Consider the following 26,987-nt stretch of genomic DNA (forward strand, 5'->3'; position numbering starts at 1 on the left):
TCTCATGCTCTGGACTCATCCCTGAGCACCGTGACGCCATGCTCGCTTTCCGCCAACATGATTTCACGGTCGCGGTGCTGGACCACATACACCGTTGATTTGGCGGACAAGCGGCATTTATCCACCACCCGCAGACTATCCGCGCCGGTCCCGGCTTGGCCAAAACGCGGACGACGCAATCGCCACCAACACGCCGCAGCGCCGATCAGCGCCAAACCGCCCAATATTTCATAAGGGCCAAGCAGACCGCCGCTGCTTGCCGGCGGATCACGACGAAACTGCAGCGGAGCCCGCGCCGGCTCGGATGCCGAAACCGCGCAAGCAGGCGCGGAAGTCCCGCTTGCGCACACACCGGCAAGCGCGCTCGCGCCTTGGACGCACACTATCAGGGCAAACGCGTATTTCATCTTCATCATGCCGTTCACGCGGAAAAACGCGCCACCTGCTCGATGCGGACGCCAAGATGGTCGCCCGCCACCACCAGGGCGCCGCGCGCGACCACCTGACCGCCCAGCAGGATCTCCACCGGGTCCCCCGGCGTCTTGTCCAGGGCCAGCACCTCGCCCTCCTTCAGCGCGTCCAGTGCGGCGATGCTCAATTGGCAGCGGCCAATCCGGGTATCCAACCGAACTTCCACGTCTTTCAGCAATTCAAGACGGCCCCCCAGCAAACCCTGCGCCGCCGCATCCGCCTTGGCGTCCAAAGGGGCTGGATTGAAAATTTCAACTTCCTTGCTCATGTTTCACTCTTTTTGATGGGCCGCGCCGGTCGGACGACTTTCACCGCCAGACGTCCCTGATCCACACCGTACTTCGCCCGTCCTAAAGCCATGCCGTCAGGCAGGCAAAGCTCAAATAATCCATCCGCCTTCTGATCCAGCCGAAGCACATCCCCTGCTTGCAAGGACTCCAGGTCCGCCAAGGACAGGCGTGCCGGCGCGGCGCGCACTTCCAGCTCCACTAGCTGTTCCAGCGGCAAATCCCTCAACTTCAGCGGCTCCAACGCCGCGGGCTGCGCCCTGGCCGGCAACAAGCCCGCGGCCTGCTCCGGCGACAAGAGCACAGCCAATGTCTGGCCCGCCGCGCTCAGTTGCAGACACAGCGCGCCAAGCACGGAATACAGGGGCGACAACTCCGCCGCGCTCACCGCTTTGTCCCGGTAAAGGCTAGCCTCGTCTCCTGCGGTCAGCTGACGGCCCAAGGCCAGACGGGCGGCGTCCAGCACCGGGCCGGCCAGGCTCGACGCGTCCAGCGCAGCGCGGCTTTTTTTCACGCCAAGGCATAAGGCCGAGAAAAAACCGTCCGCTTCCGCATCGTTCGCCATCGCCGGCAGCGCTTCGCCGCCATCCAGCCACGCCAAGCCGGCCAGATCCGACAAGGCGACCGGGCGCAGCCTTAGGTCGACTTCGCCCTCCGCAATTGACCAATCCCGCAGCCAATGCGAGCACCGCTCGCGCAAGCGCGACTCGATTTGCGCCAGCTCCGCGCCGGTGTACAGGCGATACGGCAGGGCAACGCTCATCGCCCCCCCTTCATCTGCAGAGCCTGCTGCATCATTTCATTGGCGGCGGAAATCAGTTGGGACGCCGCCTGATAGCCGCGCTGCGTGATCATCATGTCGCTGAATTCGGCGGACAGCTCCACATTGGACAGCTCCACCTTGCCTGCCGCGACCTTGCCGAAAACGCCGCTGCCCGCCGCCCCGTACTCGGCCGTCTGTCCCGGACGCGCGCGGTAGTAGCCGGAACCAATGCGCTCCAACTGCTGATCCGGCTGGGCGAACCAGGCCAGCGCCAGCTTGCCTGCGACCGCGGTTTGCCCATTGGAGTAACTGATCTGCGCCTTGCCGTCCTGATCGAAACTCAGCTTGGTCAACGCGCCCGACGCATAGCCGTCCTGGCTGGCCACGCGGATGGTGGACGAGGTGCCGCCGGACAGGCTGGTGGTGTCCGAGATGGAGCCCGGTTCGCCGAAGAACAGTTTCAGAATGCCGCCTCCGCTGCTGGGCGTGTTCAAACGGACCGAGACCTGGTTGTAGCCAAAGGACGGCGAGCCGTCCGGGTCAAAACGAATCTCGCCGCTCCCCAGCGTGCTCAAGGCCACTTTGTCCTGAACCTCCACCTTCCAATTGCGGGGCGTGCCGGTGCCGGTGAAGCTGATCTTCAACTGCCGCGCAACCCCGTCCTTGTCGAACACCGTGGTTTCGACGCTGCTGTTGGTCGCGCCGGTGGACAGGTTGTCCGCAAACTTGATGGTGGAGGTCGGCTTGGCGGCCTGGTTGCGCAAGGCGCCGATGGAGAAGTCCTGCAACTCCTTATTGGGCCCCAGCATCTGGATTCGCGATTTGTCTTGCCGAGAACTCAGCACGCCGTCCAGATCCAGTTCAAACTGTCCCACCCGACTGTAATTGAGCTGGTTTCCGTTCTTGGAAACCAGGAAACCGGCGCCGTCCACCGAGACATCCAAAGGGTTGGCCGACGCTTGCAGCTCACCGGAGGAGAAATCCGTCACCGTGGAACCTATCTTCACGCCCACGCCGTGCTGGCCGCCATTGCCGCCCTGGGTGTCGTACTGGTACATCATGTCGGTGAATTGCAGCGAAGTGCGCTTGAAGCCCGGCGTGTTCAGATTGGCAACGTTATTGCCGATATTGGACAAGCCTTTCTGGAAGGTGCGCAGCCCGCTCAAGCCGACGAACATGGTATCGATCATGTCGCGCTCCCGCGCACCAGCGCCACCTGGGTCAGCGACACGCCGGTCATCAGTTCGCCGCTGGCGGACTTCACCGTCAGCATGGGCTGGCCGCCGGCAAAGGAAATAGTGGTGACCTGGCCCGGCACGTTGCCGCTCGCCGTCGCCACCTCCACCGTCTTGCCGATCAGCCCCAAGGATTGATTGGCCGCTTGCTGCGCCAGCAGGGTATCCAGCTTTTCATTGGACATCCTCGTCTGCTCCAAGGAGGAGAACTGCGCCATCTGCGCCATGAATTGCTGATTGTCGATAGGCTTCAGCGGATCCTGGAAAGTCAGTTGCGTGGAGAGAATCCGCAGAAAATCCTGCTGGGTGATTCCCCTCGTCTGCGCAACGCTGCCGCCGCTCGAAATGCCCAAACCTGTAGTTGCCATGTTCACCCCTGTTTCAAAATAGGCAAGCCGCCTGCGGCGTTTTCCTGGAAGACCACCGCGCCGTTGACGGCCAGCATCGCCAGCCGCCCTCCCTTGTCCCGGAGCTGACGAGCCAGCCGTTGCCCCAGAGCCTCGGCTTCTCCGGCGTCAAGCCTGGCATCCCTCACCCAGACCCGCACTGCGCCCTGATCGGCGAAGACCGTAATCTTGCAGGGCTTCAACCAAGTTCTCAGCGTCGCCGCCGTCTCGACGTCCAAGGCCGCCTCCGTGGCGAGCGGCGCTTCCGCGCCGTCCCCGCCGTCCGCAGCCGGCCTTACCGGCGCCGCCTGTCCACCCTCTGCCCTCGCCTTCGCCACCGCCTTCAAGCCTAAGCTCTCCATCGCGACCGGCGTTCCCGCGTCCACGACGCGTAGGCCCTTCGGGGCCGGTTCGGCGCCGCGCGGGGCGATCCAAGGCAAGGCTTCGGCCTCATTTGGCAAGGAGCCTGGCCGGCCCTCGACAGCCAATTCGGCGCTCGCGTCCATCCCATCGCCCAGCCGTATCGCCCGGCACACGCTGTGCTTGGCCAGTTCGGCCTCCAGCTGTCTTTGCCATTGCCGGCCCGCCTGCGGCTCCGGCGCCTCGCGCCGTGAACGCGCCGGCGCGCCGGCCGGCTCTCCATCCAACACGATGACGCTCATGCGCCTCCTTGCCTGCGGCGTTGCAGCCAAGCCTCGTCCTGCTCGCGGAACACTTTGCGTTGCTCCCGCTCGCGCGCGGCCAGCCGATGACGCTCTTTATGTTTTTCCACCTGCCTCAGTTCCGTGCGCGCATGCTGCAAAACGGCCCGCGCCTGCACCCAATCCCGCTCTGCCTCGCTCACGTCCTGCGACAGCGCTTGGCAACGCAGCCGCTGCTCCCGCAAGAAATTCAAGGCGGACAAATACAGGGGCGGGTTGCCCGCCAACACGCCCAAGGTCTGTTCGCAAACGCGCATGTCCTCCTGCGCCCGACTCAGAATCTGACGAGCGGCCTCCAGACGGCTCTCGGCCGCCGACAAGGCCTGACGCGCCAGTTGCAATGATGACTGACGAAAGCCCAGCAAGGGTTCCAGGCGGTAAGGAAAACCCGTCATTTAGCCTCCTTGCAGCACAGCGGCCAAACTCGTCAGCGCCACCGCTCTGCCCTCGCGCTGCCGAGTATCCTGTTGCAAAAAAGCCTCCAAGCCGCTTTTGCGCTCCAAAGCCTGATCCAGCTCCGGATTGCCGCCAGGACGATAGGCGCCCAACTCCAGCAAGTCCTTGCTCGCCGCCAGCACGCTCAGCGTTTTGCGGCAAGCCTTCATAACGTCTTGCTCGTCCTCCGAGGCCAGCGCCGACGACAGACGGCTGACGCTGCCCAACACGTCGATCGCCGGAAAATGTCCGGCATTGGCCAGTTCGCGCGACAACACAATGTGGCCGTCCACAATGCCGCGGACGCTATCGGCCACCGGATCGTGAATATCGTCGCCCTCCACCAAAACGGTGAACAAGCCGGTGATCGAGCCGCCCTCCTTGCGCGTGCCGCAGCGCTCCAGCATGCCGGCCAGCTCGGAGAACACCGATGGGGTGTAACCGCGCGAGGTGGCTGGTTCGCCAATGGCCAGGCCCACTTCCCGGCGGGCCATCGCATAGCGGGTCAGCGAGTCCACGATCAACAGCACCGAGCGGCCCTGATCGCGAAAATGCTCGGCCACCGTCACCGCGCTCAAGGCCGCCGCCTCGCGCACTAGCGCGGGCTCGTCGGCGGTGGCGACCACCAGCACCGAACGCGCCAGCCCGGACTCGCCCAGGCTTTCCTCGATAAACTCCAGCACTTCGCGGCCGCGCTCGCCAATCAGGCCCACCACCACCACGTCGGCCGCGCAATTGCGAACCAGCATACCCAGCAGCGTGCTTTTGCCCACGCCGCTGCCCGCCATGATGGAAAGCCGCTGCCCGTAGCCTATGGTCAGCATGCTGTCTATCGCCCGGACGCCGGTTTCCATCACCCGGTTGATCCGGCTGCGGCCCAACGCCGGAATCGGCGCGCTGCGCACCGGCCTTCGCCCGGCAAACTCGATCTCTCCCTTGCCGTCCAGCGGCCGGCAAAACGCATCCACCACCCGCCCCAGCAGCGCATCGCCCACCGGCACCGAAAACGCGTGTCCGGCGGACACCACTCGAGCGCCCAGCAGCAGGCCGTCCACCGGGCCGTAGGGCAGCAACTGCAAGCGGTCCCGATCCAGGCCGGCCACTTCGGCCAACACCGCCGGTCTGTCGCCGGCCAGCTCGATATGGCACAGATCGCCCAAGCCAATGCCGGCGGGTCCGCAAGACTCCACCAACAGACCGACTTTACGGCTGACGTAGCCCACGCGTTCCACCAGATCGGAGGCGTGGATCGCCGCTCGCAATTGCTCAAGTCCGGGCGTCATCGCGCTCTGGCCTCTTGCAGGCTCCGGCGCAAACGCTCCATCTGCGTGGTCATGCGTGCATCGATATCGCCATGCAGGGTTTCAACGATGCAGCCGCCCCCGTCCAGACTGGCGTCCGCCACCACGCTCACCTCTCGGCCCACCTCGCTCAACGCCGCATCGTCGCCCGCAAGCAAGGCCGCATCGGCCGGATGGAGGCGCACTCGCACCGGTTCGCGTCCCGCCGCCTCGCTCAAGGCGTTACGCACGCAGGAACGCGCCAGCTCGGCGGACAGCGGCATCTCGCCTATCATGCGCGCCAGCGCCTCCAGCAGCAGCGGCGACAGCATGCACTCCACCTCCTCGTGCACCGCTTCGCGGACGCCGCCCAAGGCGGCCAGCAAGGCCTTGCCCTGAGCGCCCAGCGCCTCGCGCACGCGGAGCGATTCGGCCTCGGCCTGCGCCATGCCCTCTCGATACCCTTTCTGGCGCGCCGCGGCGCGCAGCTCTTCGCACTCGGCCTGGCATTTGGCGCGCGCGGCGTCGATTTCCGCCGTCGCGCGCTCGCGCATGGCCTGGATCTCTTCTAGCGCCGGCTGCCGAGCCGCCTGGGAAGGCGCCGAATCCGCACGCGGCCGCTCAGGGGCGGCGGCCGAATCCGCGCTTTCTCGAATGCCGGGATTACGGAGGATCTCACTCATGGCGCAGCCTCCCCAACCAGGCCCGCAGCCTCAAACCCAAGCCGGTCGGAGCCTGCTCCATGCCGGCCGAACGCACCGAAGGCCGCTCCGGCACCGCCGCCGTCAACGCTTGCAAGCGCTCCCGCATGGCTTCACGCAAAGCCGGCGCCGCTTGCGTCTCTCCGCCGGACCACTCACGGCGCAGGCTGTCAATGCGCCCGCGCCAGGCTTCCGCATCCTGAGCCGCGTTCAGAAGCTTGCCGCGCTGCTCCGCGCCCAGCGCATGCCCAAGCGCCGCCAGCATCCACACCGGCTCGGCCAGCAGAACCTCCAGCAAGGGCTCCGCGCCGCGGTTCAACAGATCCGCGCCGGCAGAAGACGCCGGCGGCTCCAGTTCATCCGCCTGTTCGGTCAACGGCCTATCGTCCAATTGCTCCAGCGCCTGGCCGAGCAAAACGCGCTCCTCCTCCGTCAACCGGGATTCGAGCCAAGTCCGCTCTTCGGGCCGCAGCGCGGACACCGCCAAGGCGGCCCGCAAACTCTCCTGCCCCATCACTTGCCGCCTCCGGCCTGCTCCGCCGCCAGCCAGCGCTGCACCTGCCGCAGCAAGCGTTCGCGCTCGGACTCCGTCAGCGTGCGCGCAGTCGTTCTGCGTCGCAGCAAACCGCCGCCGATCAAGCCCAGCGCCAACAGTATGGCCGCGCCGCCCCACAAGACCCATTCGCCGACGCCTTGCTCTTTTTGGCGGGCGGGCGAAGCCGGCACGGCCTCCGCCGCCTGCGTCGCCGCCACCGGGGTCACATTGTCCATCACGGAAAAAGCGATGCCGTCGCCGCGGCCGCTATCCAGTCCCACCGCCATGGAGATCACTTCGCGCAGCCGCTCCACCGTGGCGTCGGACAAGCTGGTATTGGTCACGATGCCGACGCTGATATGCTTGACCGCCCCGCCGCCGCTGCTGGTCTGCCGCAACTCGCGGCCAACCTGGTATTCCGCGTCCAGGGATTTATTGCCCCCGGCCGACGACGGCGCCAGCCGCGAAGCATCGCCGTCCTGCCATTGCTCTTTCCGGCGAACCAGGATGCCCTTGTCCGAACCATCGCCGATCACCGACTCGCGCGTCAGCTTGTGCGAGGAGAGATCCAAGGCCACATCCACGCTGACCGCCGCCTGGTTCTGCCCAAGCGCCGTATCCAGAATGCGGCTCACTTTGTCGGCCAAATAAGCTTCGGTTTCCTTTTTCAACTGCAAGCCGGCGTCTATGCCCGCCACGCCTTCTTCGTCCTGCGCGCGCGCCGACAAGGCCACGCCGCGCTGGTCCAGCACCGTCACCGCGGCGGCGTCAAGGTCCGGCACCGAAGCCGCGACCAGCCGCTGGATGCCGCTGACCTGCTCCTGCTGCAGGCTCTTGCCGCCTTTCAGCGTCACCCAGACCGAAGACTTGGCCTTGGCGCCACGCTTGCGCAACATTCCGCCCTCCGGCAACACCAGGTGAACGCGCGCATTCTGAACTTCGTCGAAGCCCATGATGGTGCGCGCCAACTCGCCCTGCAGCGCGCGCAGATAATTGATCTTTTGCGCAAACTCGGTCACGCCGAACTCCGCATTGTTGAACAGCTCGAAGCCCACCGAGCTCTTCAGATCCAGGCCGCCGCCCAGCAGCTTCATCCGGGTCTTGTACAACAAATCCTTTTCCACCTGGACGGTCTTGCCTTCATCCGTCAGCTGATAGGGCGTTTTCTGCTTTTCCAGCGCAGCCACCACGCTGGCCGCGTCGCGCGCGTCCAGATCGGCAAACAACACCTGGTAATCGACGCGCCCGGACCACCAGAACGCACCGGCCGGCAACGCCACCGCCGCCAGCGCGCCCGCCACCAGGAGGGCGCGCCCCGCGCCCGAAGAGCGCTGCCACAGCGCCTTGAAAAAATCGACCATCTCTCGCCTATCCAATCAAATATCCATATCGCTGTTTACGATCTCGCGAACTTGAGCGAGACCAGGCGAAAACAGCAGAGGAAGCGGAGTTGACATCAAATCAATGAACACTCCGAAGATGTATTCACCGCGCAACGTTAAGACGACGCGCAGCAGATCGTATCGGTCCTAAACCGCTCGTCACACCTGCATCCTCATCACTTCCTGATAAGCGTCCAGCACCTTGTTGCGCGCCTGCATGAACAGCTCGAACTGCATGCGGGTCTCCTCCATCCGCAACATCACCTGGTGCAAGCTGCCCGCCTGGCCGGTCGCCACATCGTTGAGCAAGCCGCCCAGGCTGTTTTCGGACTTCTCCAACTGGGTCAGCACTTTTTCAAATCCGGTCGGCGCCAAGGGCTTGGCCGTCGCGACGGACAGAGAATCCGCCAGCACGCTGCCGGCAATGGCCTCAATCATTGTTTGCCTCCAATTTCCAGCGCCTTCTGCATCATCGAGCGCCCCGCGTTGAACGCGGTCACATTCGCTTCATAAGACCGAACCGCCATGGTCAGCGTAAACATCTCTTCCAAAGTGTTCACGCCGGCGTATTGCACATAGCCTTGCGCGTCGGCCAGGGGGCTGGACGGCTCCAACACCTTGCGGGCCGGCGCGTCGGACTCCACCACCACGGCGCGGATGCCCCCAGGCGGAGGCAAGCCGGCCTCCGCCCGCGCCAGCGCCTGGCCAAACTGCGCGCCCACCGGCTGGGTCATCACCCGCAAGGGCTTGGCCAGCGGCGCGCCCGGCGCCGCCGCCACATTGGCGTTGGCGATATTGCGCGCAGCTACTTCCGCCCGCAGCTGCTCCACGTCCATGCCGCTCTGGCTGATCGCCAGCGACTCCCAAAGCCCGGCCACTTAGCGCCTCCCGTCCGAAATCGCCAACTGCATGATGGCCAGTTGCTTATTGATGCCCTTGATCAGGGTCTGGTAACGCAGCGTGGTATCCGCCAGCTGCGACACCTGGTGGCTCAACTCCGCGGCGGAACCCGCCGCTCCGGGAGCAATCGCGGGACGCCGATCCGGCAGAATGCGCGGCCCGGCGCCCTCCGCGCCTTGCAAGGCGGATTCGAAGTCCACGCGCAGCGGCGTATAACCGGGGGTATTGAGATTCGCGATGTTCTGCGCGATGACCTGCTGCCGCAGCACCAGGCCGTCCAGTGAGCGCGAGACGGTTTCGCCAAGCGAAGCGATTTGCATTGCCCCTTCCTCCCTTATTGAATGACCAGTTCCGCGCGCAGCGCGCCGGCGGTTCTGACCGCCTGCAACACCGCGATCACGTCGCGCGGACTGGCTTGAATGCGATTGAGCGCCGCAACCAGATCGGCGATGGTGGAATTGCCTTTCAGGCTGATCCCCGGCAAGGGCTTTTCCTGGACCGCGACGCGGGTCTGCGGCACCACCGTTGTCCGCACGTCGCGCGCGGAGCCAAACAGCGAAGGCGGTTGCGACACCAGATAATCGGTTTCCACCGATATTTTCAAGTCGCCATGTACCACGGTGACGGCGGAGAGCATCACATTGCCGCCCGCCACCACAGTGCCGGTGCGTTCGTTCACCACCACCCGCGCGCGGTCGTCCGGCGTCACCTCGATCGCTTCGATCCGGCTCAAAAGGCTGGTCGTGCCCGCCGCCGAAGCCGCGTCCACCCGAATCCCCACCTTGCCGGCCCCCAGCGGGCTGGCGAGATTGCCGCCCAGCTTCTGATTGATCGCCCGCGCAATGCGCTCGGCCGTGGTGAAGTCCGGCGCGGACAGCAGAAATTCGGCCATGCCGTTGCGGATGAAGCGGGTGGCCACAGCCTGCTCCACAATGCCGCCGGCTGGAATCTGTCCTACCGTGGGATGATTTTTCTGCACCCGGTTGCCATTGCTGTCGTAACGGTAGCCGCCAACCGACAGCGCCCCCTGCGCCAGCACGTAGACCTGGCCATCGCCGCCCTTCAGCGGCGTCTGCAGCAAACTGCCGCCCAATAAGCTGCGGGCATCGCCGATGGACGTCACGGTGACGTCCACTCGCGCGCCGGGCTCCAGCAAGGGCGGCATATTGGCGGTGACCATCACCGCCGCCGCGTTGCGGCTATTGACCTGGTCCGGCCCTAGATTGACCTCGAACTGCTTGAGCAGGTTGGCCAGCGATTGCTGGGTCATCTGGCTGCGCGCGCTGTCGCCGCTCCCCGCCAGGCCCGTCACCAGGCCATAGCCGATCAACTGGTTGTCACGCCAGCCATTGAAGCGGCCCAAGTCCTTGATACGCTCGCCCGCCTGGGCCAGCGCAACGGTCAGCGCCAGCAACGCGCCGCCTTGCAACACCCGCAAGCACCATGTTCTCTTATTCATTTCCGCTCGACCCTGCCAGGCCGCCTGTTGTCACAACACATCCACCACGCCGTCAGCCACGACGATGGCCTTGAACACGGATTGATCCCGCTCCCGTCTGACGTAAACCAGCTGCCCGATGGCGCCGTCGCCCAAGGCTTCCGCGCCCACTTCCAAACGGATCGCCCCGCTGCTCAAACGAGCCAACACCCGCTCTCCCTTGCGCACCCGCGCCGCCGGCCTGGCGTCCGCCAGCCGCAGCACCGTTCCCGCTGCCAGGTCCCTGGCGGCGGCCATGCCCTGCAAAGAGGACAGCGGCCTTGCTTCCGTCCAGTCCGCCAGCGTTTGCTCGGCATTGGCCGCGGACAAGGCTTCGCCTTTCGCCACCGCCCGGCTGGCGCGATACACCGGCCGCAAACAACTCACCTGAAACCAAACCGGCCAACTGCCGTACAACTCGGGTCCTTCAAACACATCCAGCCACACCGCCATCCGTCTCGCCAGAGCGGGCTCGGCGGGCAAACGCGCTGCTAGGCGGACGCCTTGAGCCGGCAGCTGCGCTTTGATCTCGTTCCGCTCAGGCTGAAGCTCCAAACGCTCGCACTCGCCGGCCAACCCAGCGCGCAAAGCCTGCTCCGCCTCCTTGGCCAGCGCAGGCGCCGCCGGTTCTCCGCCCGCGCGCGTAACCGTCAGCCGCTCGGGCAACCGTACCGGCCAGCGCTCCGCCTCCACTCCCAGCGCCATCCGCCACGCGCTCAACAACTGCGCGCGCCCCAGCGTCCGGGTTTCTCCGGCCTTCAGGCCGGTGGCCAGCGGCCGCGCCTCCAGCGCGCGCCGCAACGCAGCGGGAACCTCCCCCTCCAACGCCTGAGCCAGGTTGACGCTGCGGCCCTCCACTTCAAGCGCGCTCCGCGCCGTTAGCGGCTGAGCCGGAATCGACGCCGCCCACACCGCCAGCAGCGCGGCTCGCTTCATCAGCCGCGCCGCAAATTGTTGACGATGGACTGCATCTCGTCCGCGGCCTGGATAATGCGGGAATTGGCTTCAAACGCGCGCTGGGCCAGCATCATGCTGACCAGTTCGTCCGCCATCTTCACATTGGAGCCTTCCAGGTATTTCTGCGCCAACTTGCCGCGCCCCTCTTCCCCGGCCAGCCCCATCTGCGCGGCGCCGGACTGCTCGGTCGCCTGATACAGGCCCTCTCCCACCGGCTTGAGCCCGGCCGGATTATTGAACATGGCCAACTCGATCCGGCCGACGTCCAGCGTCTTGCCGTCCTCGGTCAACGCGGAAACCCGGCCGTCCTCGGCCACCCGCAGGCCGCGGGCGTCTCGCGGCAGCGTAATGGCGGGCTCCAGCGGCTGACCGCTGCGCAGCTGCAACAAACCGTCCTCGCCCACCCGCAACGAACCCAAGCGGCTGAACAGCTGGCTGCCGTCCGGGTTGCCGACGGCGACAAAACCCTCGCCATTGAGCGCAACGTCGAACTCCGACTCCGACGGCCGCAAATCCCCCTGGCTGAACACTTTTTCCACCGCGCTCAGCCGCGTGCCCAGGCCCAAATAGGCCGCGCCGGCGGTTTCGCCCTGAGCCGGCGTCTGCCGCGCGGATTCGCGGTAGACCAGATCCTCGAACACCGCTTGCGAACGCTTGTAAGCCGGCGTGTTCATATTGGCCAGATTATTGGCCACCGCCTCCAAACCGCCTTGCTGCGCCGCCATGCCGGTGGCGCCCACATACAATGCATCAATCACGATTCCGTCCTCGTCTTAAAACTCGCCCAAGCTGCGCAGCGCCTTGTCCCACACCGCGTCCATGCCTTGCACCGCCTTCTGCACCGATTCGAAATGGCGGGTCGCCTCCATCAACTCCACCATTTCCCGCGTGGAGTTCACATTGGACATTTCCAGAAAACCCTGTCGCAAACGGCCCGGGCCGCCCAAGTCCTTGGGATCGACCATGGCTCCGCTGACCCGGTACAAGCCGTTGCCGGCGGCCTCCAGCCGCGCGTCCTTGGCCGGGTAAACCAGCTTGATGCGGGCCACCGCCAGCTCCTTCTGGAAAACCTGACCATCGTCAGCCACGCGAAAAGCGCCCGGCTGCAGAAAGATCTCCCCCTGCTCCCCCTCCAGCGGCATGCCGGATTGGGCCAGCACCAGCCTGCCTCGGCTGTCCAGCCGCAACGCGCCGCCGCGGCTGAGGTAAGCGCCACCGTTATCCTGCGCGGAGAAATAACCGGGACCCTCTATCGCCAGATCCAAATCGGAACCCGTACGGCTCATCGCGCCTTGCCGCCCATCCGCCAGCGCACCGGCCTGGACGTCCCCGTCCAGGGTGAACAAGCGCTTGTAACCCGTCGTATTGCTGTTGGCGATGTTGTGGGCCACGGTATTGACCCGGTTCATATCGGCTTGCATCGAAGCCGCCATCGCGTTCAATAACTCGCTCATCCGAGCCCTCCGTCAAAACGTCACTGCGGCGAAGGCCTTCAAGCCCACGCCCGGCGGCACTTCGTTCAAGGCCAGCACATGCAGGTGCGGCATCATCCGCGCGGTCAGCTTGCGCAAATTGGCGCGCACCTCCGGCGCGCACAACAGCACCGGCATATGATTGGCGCCGGCCATCCTTTCGGACTCGGCCAACATCTTCTTCAGCAGTTGCTCGGCAAACCGCGGGTCCAGCGCCAGCGAAGCGGCGCCGCCCTCGCTGCGGCGCAAGCCGTCGTACAAGGTTTGCTCGATGCCGCCGTCCAAGGTGATCACGTGCAAGGCGCCGTCGCCATCCAGCAGCGGCGCGCAAATCACGCTGCCCAGACGCTGACGCACGCGCGTGGTCAATTCGTCCACGTCCTTGCTGGCGCGCGCCGCGTCCACCAGCACCTCCAGAATCGTGTCCATGCGCCGGATAGACACCTTCTCCTGCAACAAGGCCTGCAGCACCTTCTGGATTTCGCTGAGCGTCATCACATTGGGCAGCAGCTCGTCCAACAGGCTGGCCTGGGTTTGGCGCAAATGCTGCGCCAGGCGCTCCACTTCCTCGCGGGTCAGCAAGTCCGCGGAGTGTCGCTTCACGATTTCGGAAAAATGCGTCATGAACACCGTGGCGGCGTCCACCACGGTGTAGCCCAGCTCGCGCGCGCGCGGCCGCTGCGCGTCCTGAATCCAGATGGCGGGCAGGTTGTAGGCGGGATCGGTAGTGGGCGTGCCTTCCAGCTTGCCGCGCTCGCCGCCGGGATGGATCGCCAACCAGGCTCCGGGCTCCAAACGCCCCTCGCCCGCCTTGTCGCCCTGCAAACGGATCTGGTAAGCGCCGTCGCGCAAGCTCTTGCTTTCCCTCACCTTCACCTTGGGCAGCACCAGACCGGAATCCAACATGTATTGCTTGCGGAACAGAGCGATGCGCTCCAACAGCAGGCTGCCGTCCTGCCCCATCAGCGGCATCAGATCCGGCGCCAGCTCGATGGACAACAGATCCACCCTCAGTTCGTCGTACAGCGAGGCGTCGGCCGCCTCCGTCTCCGCGGCGGCCTCATCCACCAGGCCGCCGTCTTCGGCGCCGCCCCGCAAACGGCGCAGCGCCAGGCCGCCGCCGGCGAACAAAGCGGCCAGCATCAAGGCAGGCAAGGCCGGCAAGCCGGGCAGCAGCGCGGCCAGCGCCAACGCGCCCGCCACCATCAGCAAAATATTGGGATAGGCTGTGAACTGGCCCAGCACCTCGCTGCTCAGCCTGTCGTCCGACGCCGAGCGCGTGATGATGATGCCCGTGCCCACCGAAATCACCAGCGCCGGCACCTGGGTCACGATGCCGTCGCCAATGGTCAGCAAGGTGTAAGTCTGCAAGGCCTCCTGCCACGGCATACCGTGCTGGGCCACCCCCACCGCGAAACCGCCCACGATATTGATCAGCATGATGATGATGCCGGCGATGGCGTCGCCCTTGACGAACTTGCTGGCGCCGTCCATCGCGCCATAGAAGCCCGCCTCTTTCTCCAGCTCCTTGCGTCTACGCTGCGCCTCCGTCTGATCGATGAAGCCCATGTTCAGATCGGCGTCGATGCTCATCTGCTGACCGGGCATGCTGTCCAGCGTAAACCGCGCCGCCACCTCAGCCACCCGCTGCGCGCCGCTGGTCACCACCACGTATTGCACCACCACCAGGATCAGGAACACGATCACCCCGATCACATAGTTGCCGCCCACCACATAGGAACCAATGGCGCCGATCACCCGGCCGGCGTCGCCGTCGGACAGGATCAGCCGGGTGGCGGACACGTTCAGCGCCAGACGCAGCAAAGTGGCGATCAGCAACACCGACGGGAAGGTGGAAAAATCCACCGGCTTGCGCACATAGAAGGTCAGCAACAGCACAAACAGCGCCAAACTGAAATTGCCCAGCAACAGCGCATCCAGCACTCGGGCCGAAACCGGAGTGAACAAGACGAACAAAATGCCGACCATCAGCAGGATGATCGACACGTTCGCCCCTTCTTTGAACAACTTGAGCAAGCTACTCATCTAAAACGCCATCGCAACACCGCCTGTCTCCGGCGGTTCAGCCCTTCTTGACCCGAAACGCCCAAACCAGCGCCTTGGCCACATCGCTGAAATAAGCATCGGGAATCCATTCATCCACATCCACATCGCGAAACAAACCGCGCGCCAACGGCCGGTTCTCCAGAATCGGCACGCCATGCCGCCTGGCGGTCTCTTTCATCTTCAAAGCCATCTCGCCGGCCCCCTTGGCCAGCAGCATCGGCGCCGCCATCTTGCCGCGCTGGTACTGGATCGCCAGCGCCAGATGGCGGGGGTTCACCACCAGCACATCCGCCTCAGGCACCCGCGACGCGGCGCGCGTCTTTTGCAAAAACTGCTGGCGGATTTCCTTCAGCTTGGACTTGATCCGCGGGTCGCCTTCGCGCCGCTTGTACTCTTCCTTCACCTCGCGCTTGGACATCCGCAGCTTCTTGCTGAGCGTGCGCTTCACAAACAGCCAATCCACCACCGCCGCCAACAGCATGACCAAGGCCATATAGCGCAGCACTTGCAGCAGGGCGTTGCCAGTGGCCGCAGCCACCCGGCCCGGCCCGGCGCCGGTCAACAACAGCCAGTCCGGCAGCATCTCCCGGATGATCCAGTACAGCACCAGAGAGAAAGCCAGAAATTTGATGCTGGACTTCGCCGCCTCAAACACGGATCTCAAGGTGAACAAGCGCTTGAGACCCTCCATCGGATTGAGCTTCTGCCAATCCGGCTTCAAGGGCTCCGTGGAGAACAGCAGCCCCACTTGAGCGGCTCCGGCCACGCCCGCCGTCAGCGCCAACAACAGCCATAAGGGAAGCAGGGTCTGAAACAACTCCAGCGCCAATTGCCGCATCCACACCGACAAGGCCTGCTGCGCAAACGACCACTCCCCCGCATGCGACAACAACAGAGAGAACAGGCCAAGACAATGCCGCGCCATGCCCGGACCCAAGGCCATCAGCGCCAGCAACAGGGTCAGGGCCGACACCACGCCCAAGACATCCTGACTGCGCGCCACCGACCCCTTCTTGCGAGCCTCCTCGCGCTTATGCGGCGTCGCCTCTTCCGACCGGTCCTGCTCTTGCTCCGCCACCTAGCTCCCCTGGAAGCTCGCCAGATAATTCAATATCGAGGCAAACCAGCGTTCAAAAAAACCGCCCAAACGCGGCAAGATCACCGCCAGCACCGCCAGACCCACACCCACCTTCACCGGCATGGCCATCACGAAGGCATTGAACTGAGGCATGGAGCGGGAAATCAGCGCCACGCCCACATCAATGGCGAACAAGGCGATCAGCAGCGGCGCCGCCAATGAAAGCGCCAACGCAAACAGCACGCCAAACTGCCCCAGCGCCCGCTCCGCCAGCATCAGGCTGACCGGCTCGCCCACCGGCAGGGCCTCCAGTAGGAAAACCATCGCCTGCAACAACATGTGGTGCCCGTTCACCGCATAGACGTAAGCCACCGCCAGCAGCTCGAACGCCAGGCCCATGGCCGCGCCGGATTGCTTCGTCAACGGATTGATCACGCCCGACAAGCCAAAGCCGATCTGGGTGTCCAACAAACGTCCCGCAAACGCCAGCGCGCCAAACGCGCACTGCACGCCAAAACCAAGCACAGCGCCGATGAACAACTCGGTCAAAGCCTGCCCGGCCAGCACCCAGCCATTGGCGGGCAAAGCCAGCCTCAACCCCAGGCCGTACGTCATCAGCGCCGCCAGGCTCAAACCCAGCAAGCCGCGCACCACCCCGGGCACATTGGCCGCGCCTATCACCGGCGTTAGCAACAAGACCGGTGCCAAACGCAGCGACAGCAAAAAAGAGGCGTATAGCCAGGCCAAATCCAGGGGAAAAGACATTGAGAAGCGTTTCAGAACAAGGACGGGATACTGCCGATCACGCCCGCGGCGTAGTTCACCAGCGACTTCAGCATCCACGGGCCAAACAACAGCAGGGCCGCGAATACCGCCAGCAACTTGGGCACGAAAGCCAAAGAGGCATCCTGGATCTGGGTCACTACCTGGATCACGCTAACCACGATGCCCACCACCAGGCTGAACAACAGCACAGGGCCGGCAATGGCCAAGGCCATCCACATCATTTGCGACATCAACTGCAGTGATTGATCGCCCGTCATTCCACCCGCCCTCATGCGGCGGCCTGGTTTTTGATGCGCAATCAACGCAAAAACAACCAAACCGCACAAATGATACGGATATTAACGATATTCATACTTTTTTACAACATACCATAACAATATTTACAAACACAGAAAACTCAATTTAAATACATGATTTTTAAGTACAAATTCAAAATTTCAGCCATTTTCAGCCGCTGTGATCATGAGTTCAGCTTCTTTATCAGCAGTAAAAATCACGCCATGCAAAGCCGCCGCCAAGATTAAACCGCGACATAACGGCAACCATTCAAGCGCACAGCGGCTTAGAACCTGTTCAAAATCTCGCGGACAAGAGTGAGATGAGGAGAAAACCGCTGAGAAAGCGGACTGCACAAGCGCTATATGAGCATTTCGAATGCTGTACTCACCGTGCAAAGTCTGACAAAACGCAACAGACTTTGAATAGATTCTTACAAATACCAGGCAAGGCAGAGAGCAAAGCATCCCCTTCACACCACCTCCGGCGCCTTGACAGATATTGCAGAAACTTCTCAACCCGGTAGTAACGCAGCAAGAAGGAGAAAGCGCACCCTCATGCCGACTGCGGCAGCGCCTAAGCGTGGCCGGACAGTACGGCAGGCATGAAACCAGGGGAAACAAGAGTAAAACGATGGCCGCCCACTTAATAGAGGGCAGCCAGCAGACAGGGAAGAACAGACAAGGAACAGACACAAACCCCCTGTGGCCGCCAAACGAGGGGCTCCCGACAAGCTCTTCAAAACGCCACACGGATCTGGTTGAAACGCGGTGGCGAAGCCGTCCATCGCCAGAAGTAAAGAAGGATACAGCAAGGCGCAAAGAGCAGCTCCGTTACGCCATCCCCGCCGCAAGCCACGCGGACACGCGCTAGGGTCTGGCACGACGCAAGCCCCTTGCCTCCCCGCCGCAAGCACGTGATAATCCGGCCGTGCTGTGACTCAGCACCGGGCTTGGCAGCTCGAACCAGTAAGGCGGACAGCCGCCGCACGCGGCATTTTTACGTCCGTTGCACACCACAGGGTAAGTCTTACGCTAAGGCTGGCCGTGGTGGGGGCGTGCTTGCACGCGCCGGGTCCTTACTGCCGGTCTGCCAACCCTGCCACGCGCCTGTCTCCACGCTTGGCAGCTAAGGGGGCAGGTTTAACGCTCAGTAAGGAGTCGTCATGACTAGCCCCGTTCATGCTCATTCCCAGCACATCCCTTCTCTCTCCACTTTGCTTTTCCAACTGAAAAGCTTGCGTCAGCAGGATGCCACGCTCCACCCGATTGACCCGCTATTGCGGCAACTCGACGAGTACTGCGAACACTTCGATCACAACCTTCATCTAATCAGCCTGGAATTCAATCAAGTCAGCACCGCCTTGTCGGCGCTGGCGGCAATGCTGGAGCAATCCAAGCTAGACATGCTGGAATGCGAGCAGGTGTATTGCCTGCTGGAACCCTTCGCCCACCGCTTGCAGCAAACCACGATGCAGATGCAGGAACTGGCTTGAGCCTTATAAACGACCAAAGCCCCGGGAAGGGGCTTTGGGGAGGCTTGGGCTTATAAATTACGGCGCGGTCAAAGGTCGTGTTGCCAAGGTGCCGCGTGGGCAAGCTTTTTGGCTTGCCAACCCTACTTGCTAAAGAGTTATTGATACCTTTAGCTGAGCTAGTGGCCGAAGCGGCCTATAAAATTAGCTTACTCAGGCATGGCGATTCTAGTAGCTCCCGTGCTTGGAGCAACAATCGGCGCATCCCCGATGGGAATGCGCCGATATTTGATATCAAACCATTCAAGCCGACTCAGCCCATTCAAAACCTAGACAAGCTCCAAGAAGCAGCCCTCTCAGTTAGTTGTGGCCACATAGACGCGGACATGGCCTGAAAGGCCATCCCCGCGTCACCTAGCCTCTATTTCTACCAACAAAGTAACCATAAAACCACGCCGATCAGTGATCTCATCGTCAAATGCAAGCTCTACCCGTTCAAATAGATCATCAAAATCCTCAGATGGATCAGCAACAAACTTATGCAATAGGTTTGTCAGTCGATCCTGAGCAGACTTAGTGTATGTATGAAACTCCGGCAAGAGGAGTGCTTTTACCGCGCTAGCTACGTCATCATGGCTATTGACATCCAGCCCGTGAAGCAACTCACAGTCCGCATCGCTCACAAAATTTACATCAAAGACCTTAAGCAAGCTAAGCAGATCAAACATATCCTTTTTTACTTTCATTACCGTCCCCAAATTGGAAATGCCGTATTTATTTGGCCATTCCTAAACCAAACCTGAGCCGTATACGACTGACCATAAGTCAGCGAAGTTTTCTTGTAACCTTCGCCTATCAAGTAGTCGAAACTAATGGGTCGTTCAGCCAAGGTCACATCACCAGTTAATCGATAAATATTTTGCGCACGATAAATTGAATTTAACTGATCTCTGTTGCTCAGAAATCGCGTTGCAGAAGACGGTATTTTTGGCTTTCCATTTGGGTAGGCCTCTATAAAACCTGTAGTCGGGTTTTTGCCAAATTGAGCACGATCCAACTGTGAACCCAAAGTCGTCTGCGCTCCGTGTTTTTCCAGAAAATGAGCGCCGCTTATTGAATCTTGCAGTTCCTCCAAACGCCGATACGCATTTGACTCCGCCAATCCATCCATGCGGATAGCACGTTGCTTCGGTGAAAAATTCGCGTATTTAATCCGCAGGGCTTCACCGGGGCTAATAGTGTTTGGAACCATACTCCCCTCCGGCACCGCATACATCCTCAGTCCCGGAATGCTCTGCTCCGCCAAGCGGTCCAGCCTCGGCCCAAACGCTTTCACTGCATCCCTTGCCAGCAAACGCGTGCCCATGCCTGCTTCAACGCTCAGACTGGACCCTCGTAGCAAACGTGACCCTGGCGCCCAGGACAGCAAGGCATTGCCGGCCAATGCGCCTGCCTGCTCCGCGCTCAGTTCCCCAGGATTCTTCGCATAATACATCAGCTCGCCCGCCGTCTTACCCAAGACATCCGGCAAGCCGCGTACCAGCGCCGCATTACGAGCGGCTGCGCCGCGGTCATCGATCAAGCCTCCGCTGAGCAGACCCGCCGCCAGATAGCCTTGGTCACTGATCAATTGAGCCATTCCCAGGCCGCCATCAATCACGGTATCCAACATGCTGCCTGCAAAGCGCCGTACGGCACTGGGTTCGTCCACGGCCCGGCTACCACCCACAATCTCAATCGTCATCATGTCTGACGAAACATCAAGTGGACGAAGCAAAGCGTCCAGCTCCGCTTGACGTTGCGGCTCTCGCATCTGAGCAGATTGCGCCAATCGGGTCCTGGTCGACTTTTGAGCCTTCGCCGCTGTCGCGCGTTGCGCCATCGGCTCGTCGTCCACCACACCATAAGCAGCCTCGTTGCTCAATGAATCCAGGCTGAGCCAAGCTGGCTCCAGGGCTTCCGCCTGGCCGCTAAAGCCCCAGTCGCGTACCTGTTTGGCAAACGCCGCCTTCTGCTGTTGCCGTGCCCTATCCTGATTTTGGATGCCGCTCACCACCTGGTCGCCTAGCGCGCTGCCAAACGATTCCGCCGCGATCGCGCTCCAGTTCGGACGCTGGCCGGTCAGTTGCGATTGGATTCCGCCCGACACCAGACCTCGCAGCGTGCCGTAACCTACGCCGGCCACCGGATCCGAACTGTTCCAGCCCAGGCTGTCGCCCATCCAGCCGCTGGCCCCGGCCGCCGCGCCGCTGGCCGCCACCGAGGTCCAGTTGAAGGACTTTTGCAGCCCGGTGGCCATGCCCACGCCCTGGGTCATCGCGTTGACCGCCATCGTCCGCGCCACCGTCTCGCCCAGCCCCTTGCCGGCAAAGGCCGACAACGAGGAGGTATTGGACACACCCGCCAAGCCGGCGGTCGCCGCCGCCGAGAACGCCGACAGCCCCACCTGCCCCCAGGAGAAGCGGTCCTGCATCCCCATCGCCATCGCCACGCCCTGGCTGACGATAGAGCCTGCCGCGCCGCCTATCGCGGCCGCCGCGAGACCAGCTCCGCCGGCGATACCACCGGCTAAGGTCGCTGCGCCAGCAGCAGCAATCTGAGCTAGGCTAGCAGCACCCAAAGTCAATGCGCTACCGGTGGCCGTAGTCACCATTCCCATCGCCACAGCTGCCGCGCCAGCCGTCATCACCACCGCGACGACCGCAACAACTGCAACAAAGATGGCCCCAACCCCGCCACAACCGCCTCCACCCTGTTGCGGCGGCGGCGGCGGATCCGGCAGCGTCGGGGTCACATCGCCAATCGCCTCACCCGGGCTATACACTCGGTAGGTGCCGCTGCTGTTGTGAAGGTTGGTGACTTTATTCGGCACCCGCAGCGCCTGACCTGCAGCCAAGGTCTCGCTGCCGGTCAGACCATTGGCGTCGGCCAGCAAATACCACAGCGACTTGTCGCCCCACAGCCCTGCAGCCAAACTCTGCAGCGTATCACCACCACGCACGGTTACCGTGCTTGGGGCCTGTCCCGGATAATTGGGGGCAATCGGTTCGTAGTTCTGATCAAAGTCGGCGCTGCTCACCGCCACGCCAAAGCGGTACTGGTCTTTCTTGCCGCCCAGTTGACCTTGGGCCAATGCTTGCGCAAAGTCCATGCGGCTTGGGCCATCATTGCCCACCGCGCCCACTTGCTTGCCGTCAACGTAGTAATAGTCTTGGCGCTTGTAAACGCTTTGCTTATCCAGTTCCTCGCGTCGAATCACTACCCCTTGGGCGTCGTTGATGTAACGCAGGCTGCGCTGCCCCTGTTCGTCGATAGCCTCTTTCAGGTGACCGTTGACATCGTAGGTCAAATGCGAGACCCCAGGCCGCCAATCCGGCGCATCTTTGTTGTACGGTTGAGCGGTAATCTTGGATTGCTTGGCCTCATCCCACCATTCGTACGCGTAATAGGTGGTGACTGTGGTGGTGTCCTCTTGCTGAGTGGATTTCAAGGTTCCGTCTGCCATCAAGTCGTATTTGGTCGCTTTACCGTCCACCACCTGCCGCAGCATTTTGTTGTCCGCGTCGTAGTCCGTATGCGTCTTGTGGGCCTTGGCCTGGCCATCCCAGCTAAAGCTTTCCGCATCGGTCACCCGGCCCAACAAGTCATTGCTGCGCCGATACGCCAGCTTGCCGTTGATCTGGGTATCCGTCAGAAAACCGTCTGCGGTGTAACTGTACGTTTCCACCGTGCCATCGCCGCCATTGCTCGCCTTGGCCCGTTGCCCGAAGCCATCGTACTCGATCCGGATACCGCGGCTGCCCGCCACAATATTGCCGGAGGCGTCACGGCTGCCCTGGGTTACGGTGAAACGGTTCATCGCATCATAGGCGTACCAGTTGTCCTGCACTTGCTTGCTGCCATCCTTGCCATCCTGATATTCGCTGTAGACGCGCTGACGGTTGCCCACCGCATCGTACTGATAGCGGCTGAGGAAACGAGGATCCTTGATTTCGATCACCCGGCCACGTTCGTCGTAGCGCATAACGGACTGTTGGTAGAACGTCAGGTGGTCGCGGTCCGGACCGCTGGCGTAAGCCTCATAGTTTTTACGGCCGTCGTTGTCGTAGCCATACAGCGTAAAACGATTAGCAGCCCTATCCTCCATGCCCTGCAGATTGCCATTGCCATAGTAGGTGTACAGGATATTCTGGCCTTTATCGCTCTGTTGGCGAATCAACTGGCCCGCGTTGTTGTACTGGTACTGAGTCACCCGGCCGCCCAGATCACGGTGTTCGCTCTTGAGGCCGAACAAATCCACCGCATCCTGCATGGTCATATTGTTGGCGTTGGTGGTGGTAGTTCGCCAACCGCCCACCACAATGCCGCCGGCACCCTTCAACTGAGCATCCCAGGCATAGCTGTAAGTGGTATGGCGAGAGGCCGCGCTGACCGTTTCCAACACCCGGCCCAAGCTGTCGTAACGCGTCGCCTCCGCAAACACCGTCTTGCCGTCGCTTGTACGGTGGGCAATTCGCTGTCCAGCGCTATCATAGTCGTACTCGTCATAACCGCAGCTGCCGTCCACCCGCTGAGCGCGGTCCAGCCGCTTGAGGCGGCCAAGCTTGTCGTATTGATAATCTTGTTGGCGCTGTCCATTGACTGTAACGATGCGCAGATTGCCCAGGCTGTCGTAAGCCATTTCCTTGCTGCTGCCATCTGCATGGCGTTCACGCAGTACCTTGCCCTGCCCCTCCTGGCTGCCTGCCAGCCAACGCTGGCGGTTTTCATGCCCATTGGCGTCTATGCTGGACACCAAATTTCCCACCGCGTCATAGCCGTAACGCGTAATAGCTTCGTCGCCCAGTTTGTCGCTGCCGTCGATATTCTTCAGCACATCGCCGTTGTCGTCGCGCAACTTGAGCGCAGCTTCGCGCTTGGCGACCAGCTTGCCGGCCGTATTGTATTCAGTGCGAATGCTATTGCCGGCACCATCGGTTTCGCTAATCACTTCGCCGAAGGCGTTGTAGACTTGGCGGCGCGTGATGGTGGCCTCACTATTGGTCACTCCCAGCAATACCCACCGCAAACGTCCAGTATAAACATCTTCACCATTTGCACCTCGCCGCATAAACCCCTTGGCTAACAAGGTGCTACCATCACTCTCCTGTAGATAGATCCCATTGATGTCCTTCAACTGATAACGATATTCGTAATCACCAATAGGTAGAGTATCAACATTTAATGCAAACCCCCCATTTCTCTGCCTATTTAATTTAACTTCTTGCCAGGATCCCCCTCCTTTTGTTCGGTATTGCAACTCCATTTGGGTTGCCGCAGTCTCCTCTGGAGAAAAAGAAACATACATAGGCAAAGCTAAACCAACAACACTACCTCGATCCAGAGTCACTGCTCCGCCACCCAAAGTAATGGAGCCTTGAGCACGATTAACCATACGGCCGGCCGCATCAAATATCTGATATTCAAAATCGTAGAGTGTTGGTGATGGTAAACTGCGAGAAATATCCACGCAATCCCAGTTAAAATCTCGCCCTTCAGTTTTAACAAGAGCAACTTCTTTAAAATCCAATTGACTACCTGACGGGCGGAACCGCACTTTACCATGCATTGCGTCCGTCAATTGATTCTTAATATGAACAATCTGTGGTTGCTCATACCAGCGAACAGGAGCCGTTACAGAATTAGGATTACCCGACTGAAAACCACCGATCAACCGACCAAGTGATTGCTGACCACTAAAATACTCCAAATCATATTCGTAACTTACACCTATCTTTAACCCATAATCCGCAGGATTAAATTGAAACCACGCACCTGAGTAATTATTCGATAGACTTCCGCGCTCTATCCACCCCCCCCATGCTTCTCCCTGCACTCTAAAACGAATAAGAGTACGATTTGTACGCTCACTTAAACCAATAACATTCATACTTCCAAGCTGCCCCTCCCCTGAGCCCGCAGCCATAAAAGCACTATTCATTGGCAATTTATTTTGCAAAATACTAGGCCCTTTATCATCAAGACTCATCTCACCTTGACGGGCATTCAATATTTTACCCTGATCATCTAGCGACACATAACAAAACTCATACTTCCCCCTACCCATTCCTGACCAATCAAAAGAAAACCAAGATGACTGTTCATGTCCATTAATTTTCACAATCGGAATCGACTGCACAACCCATCCCAACTCAGAAGATACATTCCTAGTCAGGAGAATAATTTTAGACACGCCGACCTGATTTTTAAAATGAACCTCAGATCGATTTATGGACAATTTCGGAAAAGAGAGAGGTTCAGGCAGGTAACGACCAATAACATCCATTCCAGTAAATGACTTCTCCACCTTCCCCAAAAAAACATCCTGCCCTTGCACCTCCTTATATATGTTTATCTCGAATTTATAATTACGCTGCTCAAAATTAATAAGAGGCAAGTTAATATCAACACTTACACTTCCTCCTGAATAACCATACTTAGTTTCAACAAATCTTTCTTTCGGCATAGGGCGAACAATTGAAACAATATCAAATTTATACCGCCCATCTCCAAGCATTAAAACATTCTCAGGAAAACCGAATGTTACAACTGCCTTGAATGCACGACCAAACTCACCCCGCCCAAACCTGTCATCCAACAAATAAGATTGAAATCCATCAAATAGAATTTGGCTCGTAACTACACCATTACCAACAATAGCAATATCGGACTTTCCCATCGGACTAACAATAGGAGCATTATCCCTAAAAAACGCTCCGTCTGTTGTTACCACATCGCCACGCCCAGTTTGCTGCTCGGCTGTTGTCCAAGCTTCCACCTGAACAACTGAATCTTGATGCTTATTTACCATTTTTGGCTGGCGTGTCGTCACATGTAAATTTCGGGCATCATAGTCACTTACTGACAAACGAAATGCATCCAAATCATCTTGGAAATTAGAGCTATTGACTTGGGACAACTTATACAACACCTGCTCCAGTGTCATATTTCGTAACTCGTCACCTTGAGTTCGCCCTGATGTAATCGTCAGCGTAGAATTACCATTAGCATCGTAACCATATAGTTTGGTTACACCACCCGCATTGCCGCGAATCAGCCGGCCTGCAGTGTCGTATTCACTGAACTCCTGCCAAGCTCCTTGACGATTAACACTGGTCCGCTTGCCTGTGATTTGCCCCCAAGCGTTGTAGCTCACCTCCTGCCACACTCCAGTCGCGACATCCTGTTTAGCCGTTTGCAATTTGGCCGCATTGTAGGCATACAGGGTGACATCCTGCCCTCCCGCCACCTCCTTGCGCTCACGGCGGGTACGCGTCACATTGCCCACCGCATCGTAGTCGTAGAACGTGATATTGCCTTCGGCATCCCGCGCCCAATCTGCCCGGCCGCCCAGGCTGTAATGGGTTTCGCTGAATACGCCGTCCACTCCGGCCTTGACGATCTTGGTCGTCAGGCTCAAATCGTTGTAGCTGGTATCGGTGGTCGGCCTTACGCTCTGCCCAGCCTGATCGATAAATACCGCTTCCTCGCGATGGACTTCGCGGCCCAACGCATCGTAGCGGATGTCGGTGACAGCACCCTTGGCGTCGGTTTTCTGCGTCAGCAGCCCTAAAGCGTTGTAGCGATACAGGGTACGTACGGTGCCGGTCTGACGGGTTTGCGCAATAGCGTCTTCTTCGGGCTTACTAGAAACATCCAGACTAGCCTGCTCGTAATAGTCGACATTCAGCCGACGTTCTTCCACCAGCCTGCCCATGCGGTCATAATCAAACTCGCTGACACGGTCTTGGGCACCAGGTTTGAGCAGACCACGCGCTGCATCCAGCGTAATACCCTCAGCCGGCACCGTGGCGGTGGCATAGCGCGTTTCTCTCACCGGCTTGCCGGCGGCATTGTAGTTCCAAGCCACAGCGTAACCAGCGGCATCCACCTCCAACAACTTGCGTCCGGTAAGGTCATACCAACGCAGTATCCGATTACCCCGAGGGTCAATCTCACACACTACATTTCCATTGGCATCATATTGACGTTCAGTAACAAGGTCCTGAACCCTAACTATCGGCGCTCCATCCTTCTTCACATCCCCATAAATAACGGTCTGACGCGGAACAACCGTCCTCTGCAATCGATTATTACCGTCGTAGACGTAGCGGGTTTCGCGAACGTCGGCATTCGCCGGCGCCGGCACGCCGCCGTCCGCCGACAGGCTCACCGGGCTGGCGTAGACGCGCTGGACGAGGACGTTGCCCGCCGCGTCGTAGTCCCATTCGCTCAACACGCCGTCGCCGTTGCGCTCCGCCACCTTGCGCCCCAGCGCGTCGTAG

Annotated in this window: 25 protein-coding genes; 1 reads left to right on the plus strand and 24 read right to left on the minus strand. The window is 60.8% G+C overall.

The window, feature by feature from the left end:
* Window positions 1–2 precede the first annotated feature (2 nt).
* From ACODSD_RS20425 to fliQ, 22 genes are all read right to left on the minus strand, one after another.
* Window positions 3–416, minus strand: a complete 414-nt coding sequence (locus ACODSD_RS20425; protein ID WP_488878168.1) for a flagellar biosynthetic protein FliO — start codon at window positions 414–416, stop codon at window positions 3–5.
* Window positions 417–421: 5 nt separating this feature from the next.
* Window positions 422–739, minus strand: coding sequence for a FliM/FliN family flagellar motor switch protein (locus tag ACODSD_RS20430; RefSeq protein ID WP_253314303.1), 318 nt, complete (start codon window positions 737–739; stop codon window positions 422–424).
* Window positions 736–1,521, minus strand: a complete 786-nt coding sequence (locus tag ACODSD_RS20435) for a FliM/FliN family flagellar motor switch protein (RefSeq protein ID WP_488878169.1) — start codon at window positions 1,519–1,521, stop codon at window positions 736–738. Before ACODSD_RS20435 ends, ACODSD_RS20430 begins: the two co-directional genes overlap by 4 nt.
* Complete coding sequence (locus ACODSD_RS20440; RefSeq protein ID WP_253314305.1) at window positions 1,518–2,711, minus strand: flagellar hook-basal body complex protein; 1,194 nt, start codon at window positions 2,709–2,711, stop codon at window positions 1,518–1,520. The genes ACODSD_RS20435 and ACODSD_RS20440 overlap by 4 nt, the downstream gene beginning before the upstream one ends.
* On the minus strand, window positions 2,708–3,124 hold the full coding sequence (locus ACODSD_RS20445; RefSeq protein ID WP_166451295.1) for a flagellar hook assembly protein FlgD: 417 nt from the start codon (window positions 3,122–3,124) through the stop codon (window positions 2,708–2,710). Before ACODSD_RS20445 ends, ACODSD_RS20440 begins: the two co-directional genes overlap by 4 nt.
* Before the next feature lie 2 nt (window positions 3,125–3,126).
* Window positions 3,127–3,804 (minus strand): hypothetical protein, encoded by a 678-nt coding sequence (locus ACODSD_RS20450; RefSeq protein WP_488878170.1) that lies wholly within the window; start codon window positions 3,802–3,804, stop codon window positions 3,127–3,129.
* Window positions 3,801–4,238, minus strand: a complete 438-nt coding sequence (locus tag ACODSD_RS20455; RefSeq protein WP_488878171.1) for a flagellar FliJ family protein — start codon at window positions 4,236–4,238, stop codon at window positions 3,801–3,803. Before ACODSD_RS20455 ends, ACODSD_RS20450 begins: the two co-directional genes overlap by 4 nt.
* Window positions 4,239–5,561 (minus strand): FliI/YscN family ATPase, encoded by a 1,323-nt coding sequence (locus ACODSD_RS20460; protein ID WP_488878172.1) that lies wholly within the window; start codon window positions 5,559–5,561, stop codon window positions 4,239–4,241. It abuts the gene before it with no gap.
* Entirely contained in the window at window positions 5,558–6,241 is a 684-nt protein-coding gene (locus ACODSD_RS20465; protein ID WP_488878173.1) for a FliH/SctL family protein, read from the minus strand. Before ACODSD_RS20465 ends, ACODSD_RS20460 begins: the two co-directional genes overlap by 4 nt.
* The gene (locus ACODSD_RS20470; protein ID WP_488878174.1) at window positions 6,234–6,773 is read right to left on the minus strand and encodes a hypothetical protein; all 540 of its coding nucleotides are present in this window, start codon (window positions 6,771–6,773) and stop codon (window positions 6,234–6,236) included. The genes ACODSD_RS20465 and ACODSD_RS20470 overlap by 8 nt, the downstream gene beginning before the upstream one ends.
* Window positions 6,773–8,155 carry a flagellar basal-body MS-ring/collar protein FliF gene (gene fliF / locus ACODSD_RS20475; RefSeq protein WP_253314311.1) on the minus strand — a complete coding sequence of 461 codons (1,383 nt, stop codon included), beginning with the start codon at window positions 8,153–8,155 and terminating at the stop codon, window positions 6,773–6,775. Before fliF ends, ACODSD_RS20470 begins: the two co-directional genes overlap by 1 nt.
* Before the next feature lie 180 nt (window positions 8,156–8,335).
* Window positions 8,336–8,614 carry a flagellar hook-basal body complex protein FliE gene (gene fliE / locus ACODSD_RS20480; RefSeq protein WP_488878175.1) on the minus strand — a complete coding sequence of 93 codons (279 nt, stop codon included), beginning with the start codon at window positions 8,612–8,614 and terminating at the stop codon, window positions 8,336–8,338.
* Window positions 8,611–9,054, minus strand: coding sequence for a flagellar basal body rod protein FlgC (locus ACODSD_RS20485; protein WP_488878176.1), 444 nt, complete (start codon window positions 9,052–9,054; stop codon window positions 8,611–8,613). The genes fliE and ACODSD_RS20485 overlap by 4 nt, the downstream gene beginning before the upstream one ends.
* Complete coding sequence (locus tag ACODSD_RS20490) at window positions 9,055–9,396, minus strand: flagellar basal body rod protein FlgB (RefSeq protein ID WP_166451304.1); 342 nt, start codon at window positions 9,394–9,396, stop codon at window positions 9,055–9,057. It abuts the gene before it with no gap.
* 14 nt (window positions 9,397–9,410) lie between these two features.
* On the minus strand, window positions 9,411–10,535 hold the full coding sequence (locus tag ACODSD_RS20495) for a flagellar basal body P-ring protein FlgI (protein ID WP_486636608.1): 1,125 nt from the start codon (window positions 10,533–10,535) through the stop codon (window positions 9,411–9,413).
* Between the two features lie 30 nt (window positions 10,536–10,565).
* Entirely contained in the window at window positions 10,566–11,489 is a 924-nt protein-coding gene (flgA, locus tag ACODSD_RS20500) for a flagellar basal body P-ring formation chaperone FlgA (RefSeq protein WP_488878177.1), read from the minus strand.
* A complete protein-coding gene (gene flgG, locus ACODSD_RS20505) occupies window positions 11,489–12,268 on the minus strand; it encodes a flagellar basal-body rod protein FlgG (protein WP_166451307.1) in 780 nt (259 codons plus the stop codon). The genes flgA and flgG overlap by 1 nt, the downstream gene beginning before the upstream one ends.
* Window positions 12,269–12,283: 15 nt before the next feature.
* Window positions 12,284–12,964 carry a flagellar hook-basal body protein gene (locus tag ACODSD_RS20510; protein ID WP_488878178.1) on the minus strand — a complete coding sequence of 227 codons (681 nt, stop codon included), beginning with the start codon at window positions 12,962–12,964 and terminating at the stop codon, window positions 12,284–12,286.
* A 12-nt stretch (window positions 12,965–12,976) separates the two neighbouring features.
* Complete coding sequence (flhA, locus tag ACODSD_RS20515; RefSeq protein WP_253314315.1) at window positions 12,977–15,028, minus strand: flagellar biosynthesis protein FlhA; 2,052 nt, start codon at window positions 15,026–15,028, stop codon at window positions 12,977–12,979.
* 37 nt (window positions 15,029–15,065) lie between these two features.
* Window positions 15,066–16,127, minus strand: coding sequence for an EscU/YscU/HrcU family type III secretion system export apparatus switch protein (locus ACODSD_RS20520; RefSeq protein WP_486636605.1), 1,062 nt, complete (start codon window positions 16,125–16,127; stop codon window positions 15,066–15,068).
* Complete coding sequence (locus ACODSD_RS20525; protein ID WP_488878179.1) at window positions 16,128–16,892, minus strand: flagellar biosynthetic protein FliR; 765 nt, start codon at window positions 16,890–16,892, stop codon at window positions 16,128–16,130. It abuts the gene before it with no gap.
* Window positions 16,893–16,903: 11 nt separating this feature from the next.
* Window positions 16,904–17,170, minus strand: a complete 267-nt coding sequence (fliQ, locus tag ACODSD_RS20530; protein WP_488878180.1) for a flagellar biosynthesis protein FliQ — start codon at window positions 17,168–17,170, stop codon at window positions 16,904–16,906.
* 1,184 nt (window positions 17,171–18,354) lie between these two features.
* Here fliQ and ACODSD_RS20535 point away from each other — a divergent pair.
* Complete coding sequence (locus ACODSD_RS20535; RefSeq protein WP_488878181.1) at window positions 18,355–18,684, plus strand: hypothetical protein; 330 nt, start codon at window positions 18,355–18,357, stop codon at window positions 18,682–18,684.
* 389 nt (window positions 18,685–19,073) lie between these two features.
* On the opposite strand, the gene ACODSD_RS20540 is transcribed toward ACODSD_RS20535, so the two are convergent.
* Both ACODSD_RS20540 and ACODSD_RS20545 read right to left on the minus strand, forming a co-directional pair.
* Complete coding sequence (locus ACODSD_RS20540; RefSeq protein ID WP_488878182.1) at window positions 19,074–19,409, minus strand: hypothetical protein; 336 nt, start codon at window positions 19,407–19,409, stop codon at window positions 19,074–19,076.
* Window positions 19,409–26,965 (minus strand): hypothetical protein, encoded by a 7,557-nt coding sequence (locus tag ACODSD_RS20545; RefSeq protein WP_488878183.1) that lies wholly within the window; start codon window positions 26,963–26,965, stop codon window positions 19,409–19,411. Before ACODSD_RS20545 ends, ACODSD_RS20540 begins: the two co-directional genes overlap by 1 nt.
* Window positions 26,966–26,987 lie beyond the last annotated feature (22 nt).

This window comes from Chromobacterium sp. FG22, assembly GCF_057809415.1.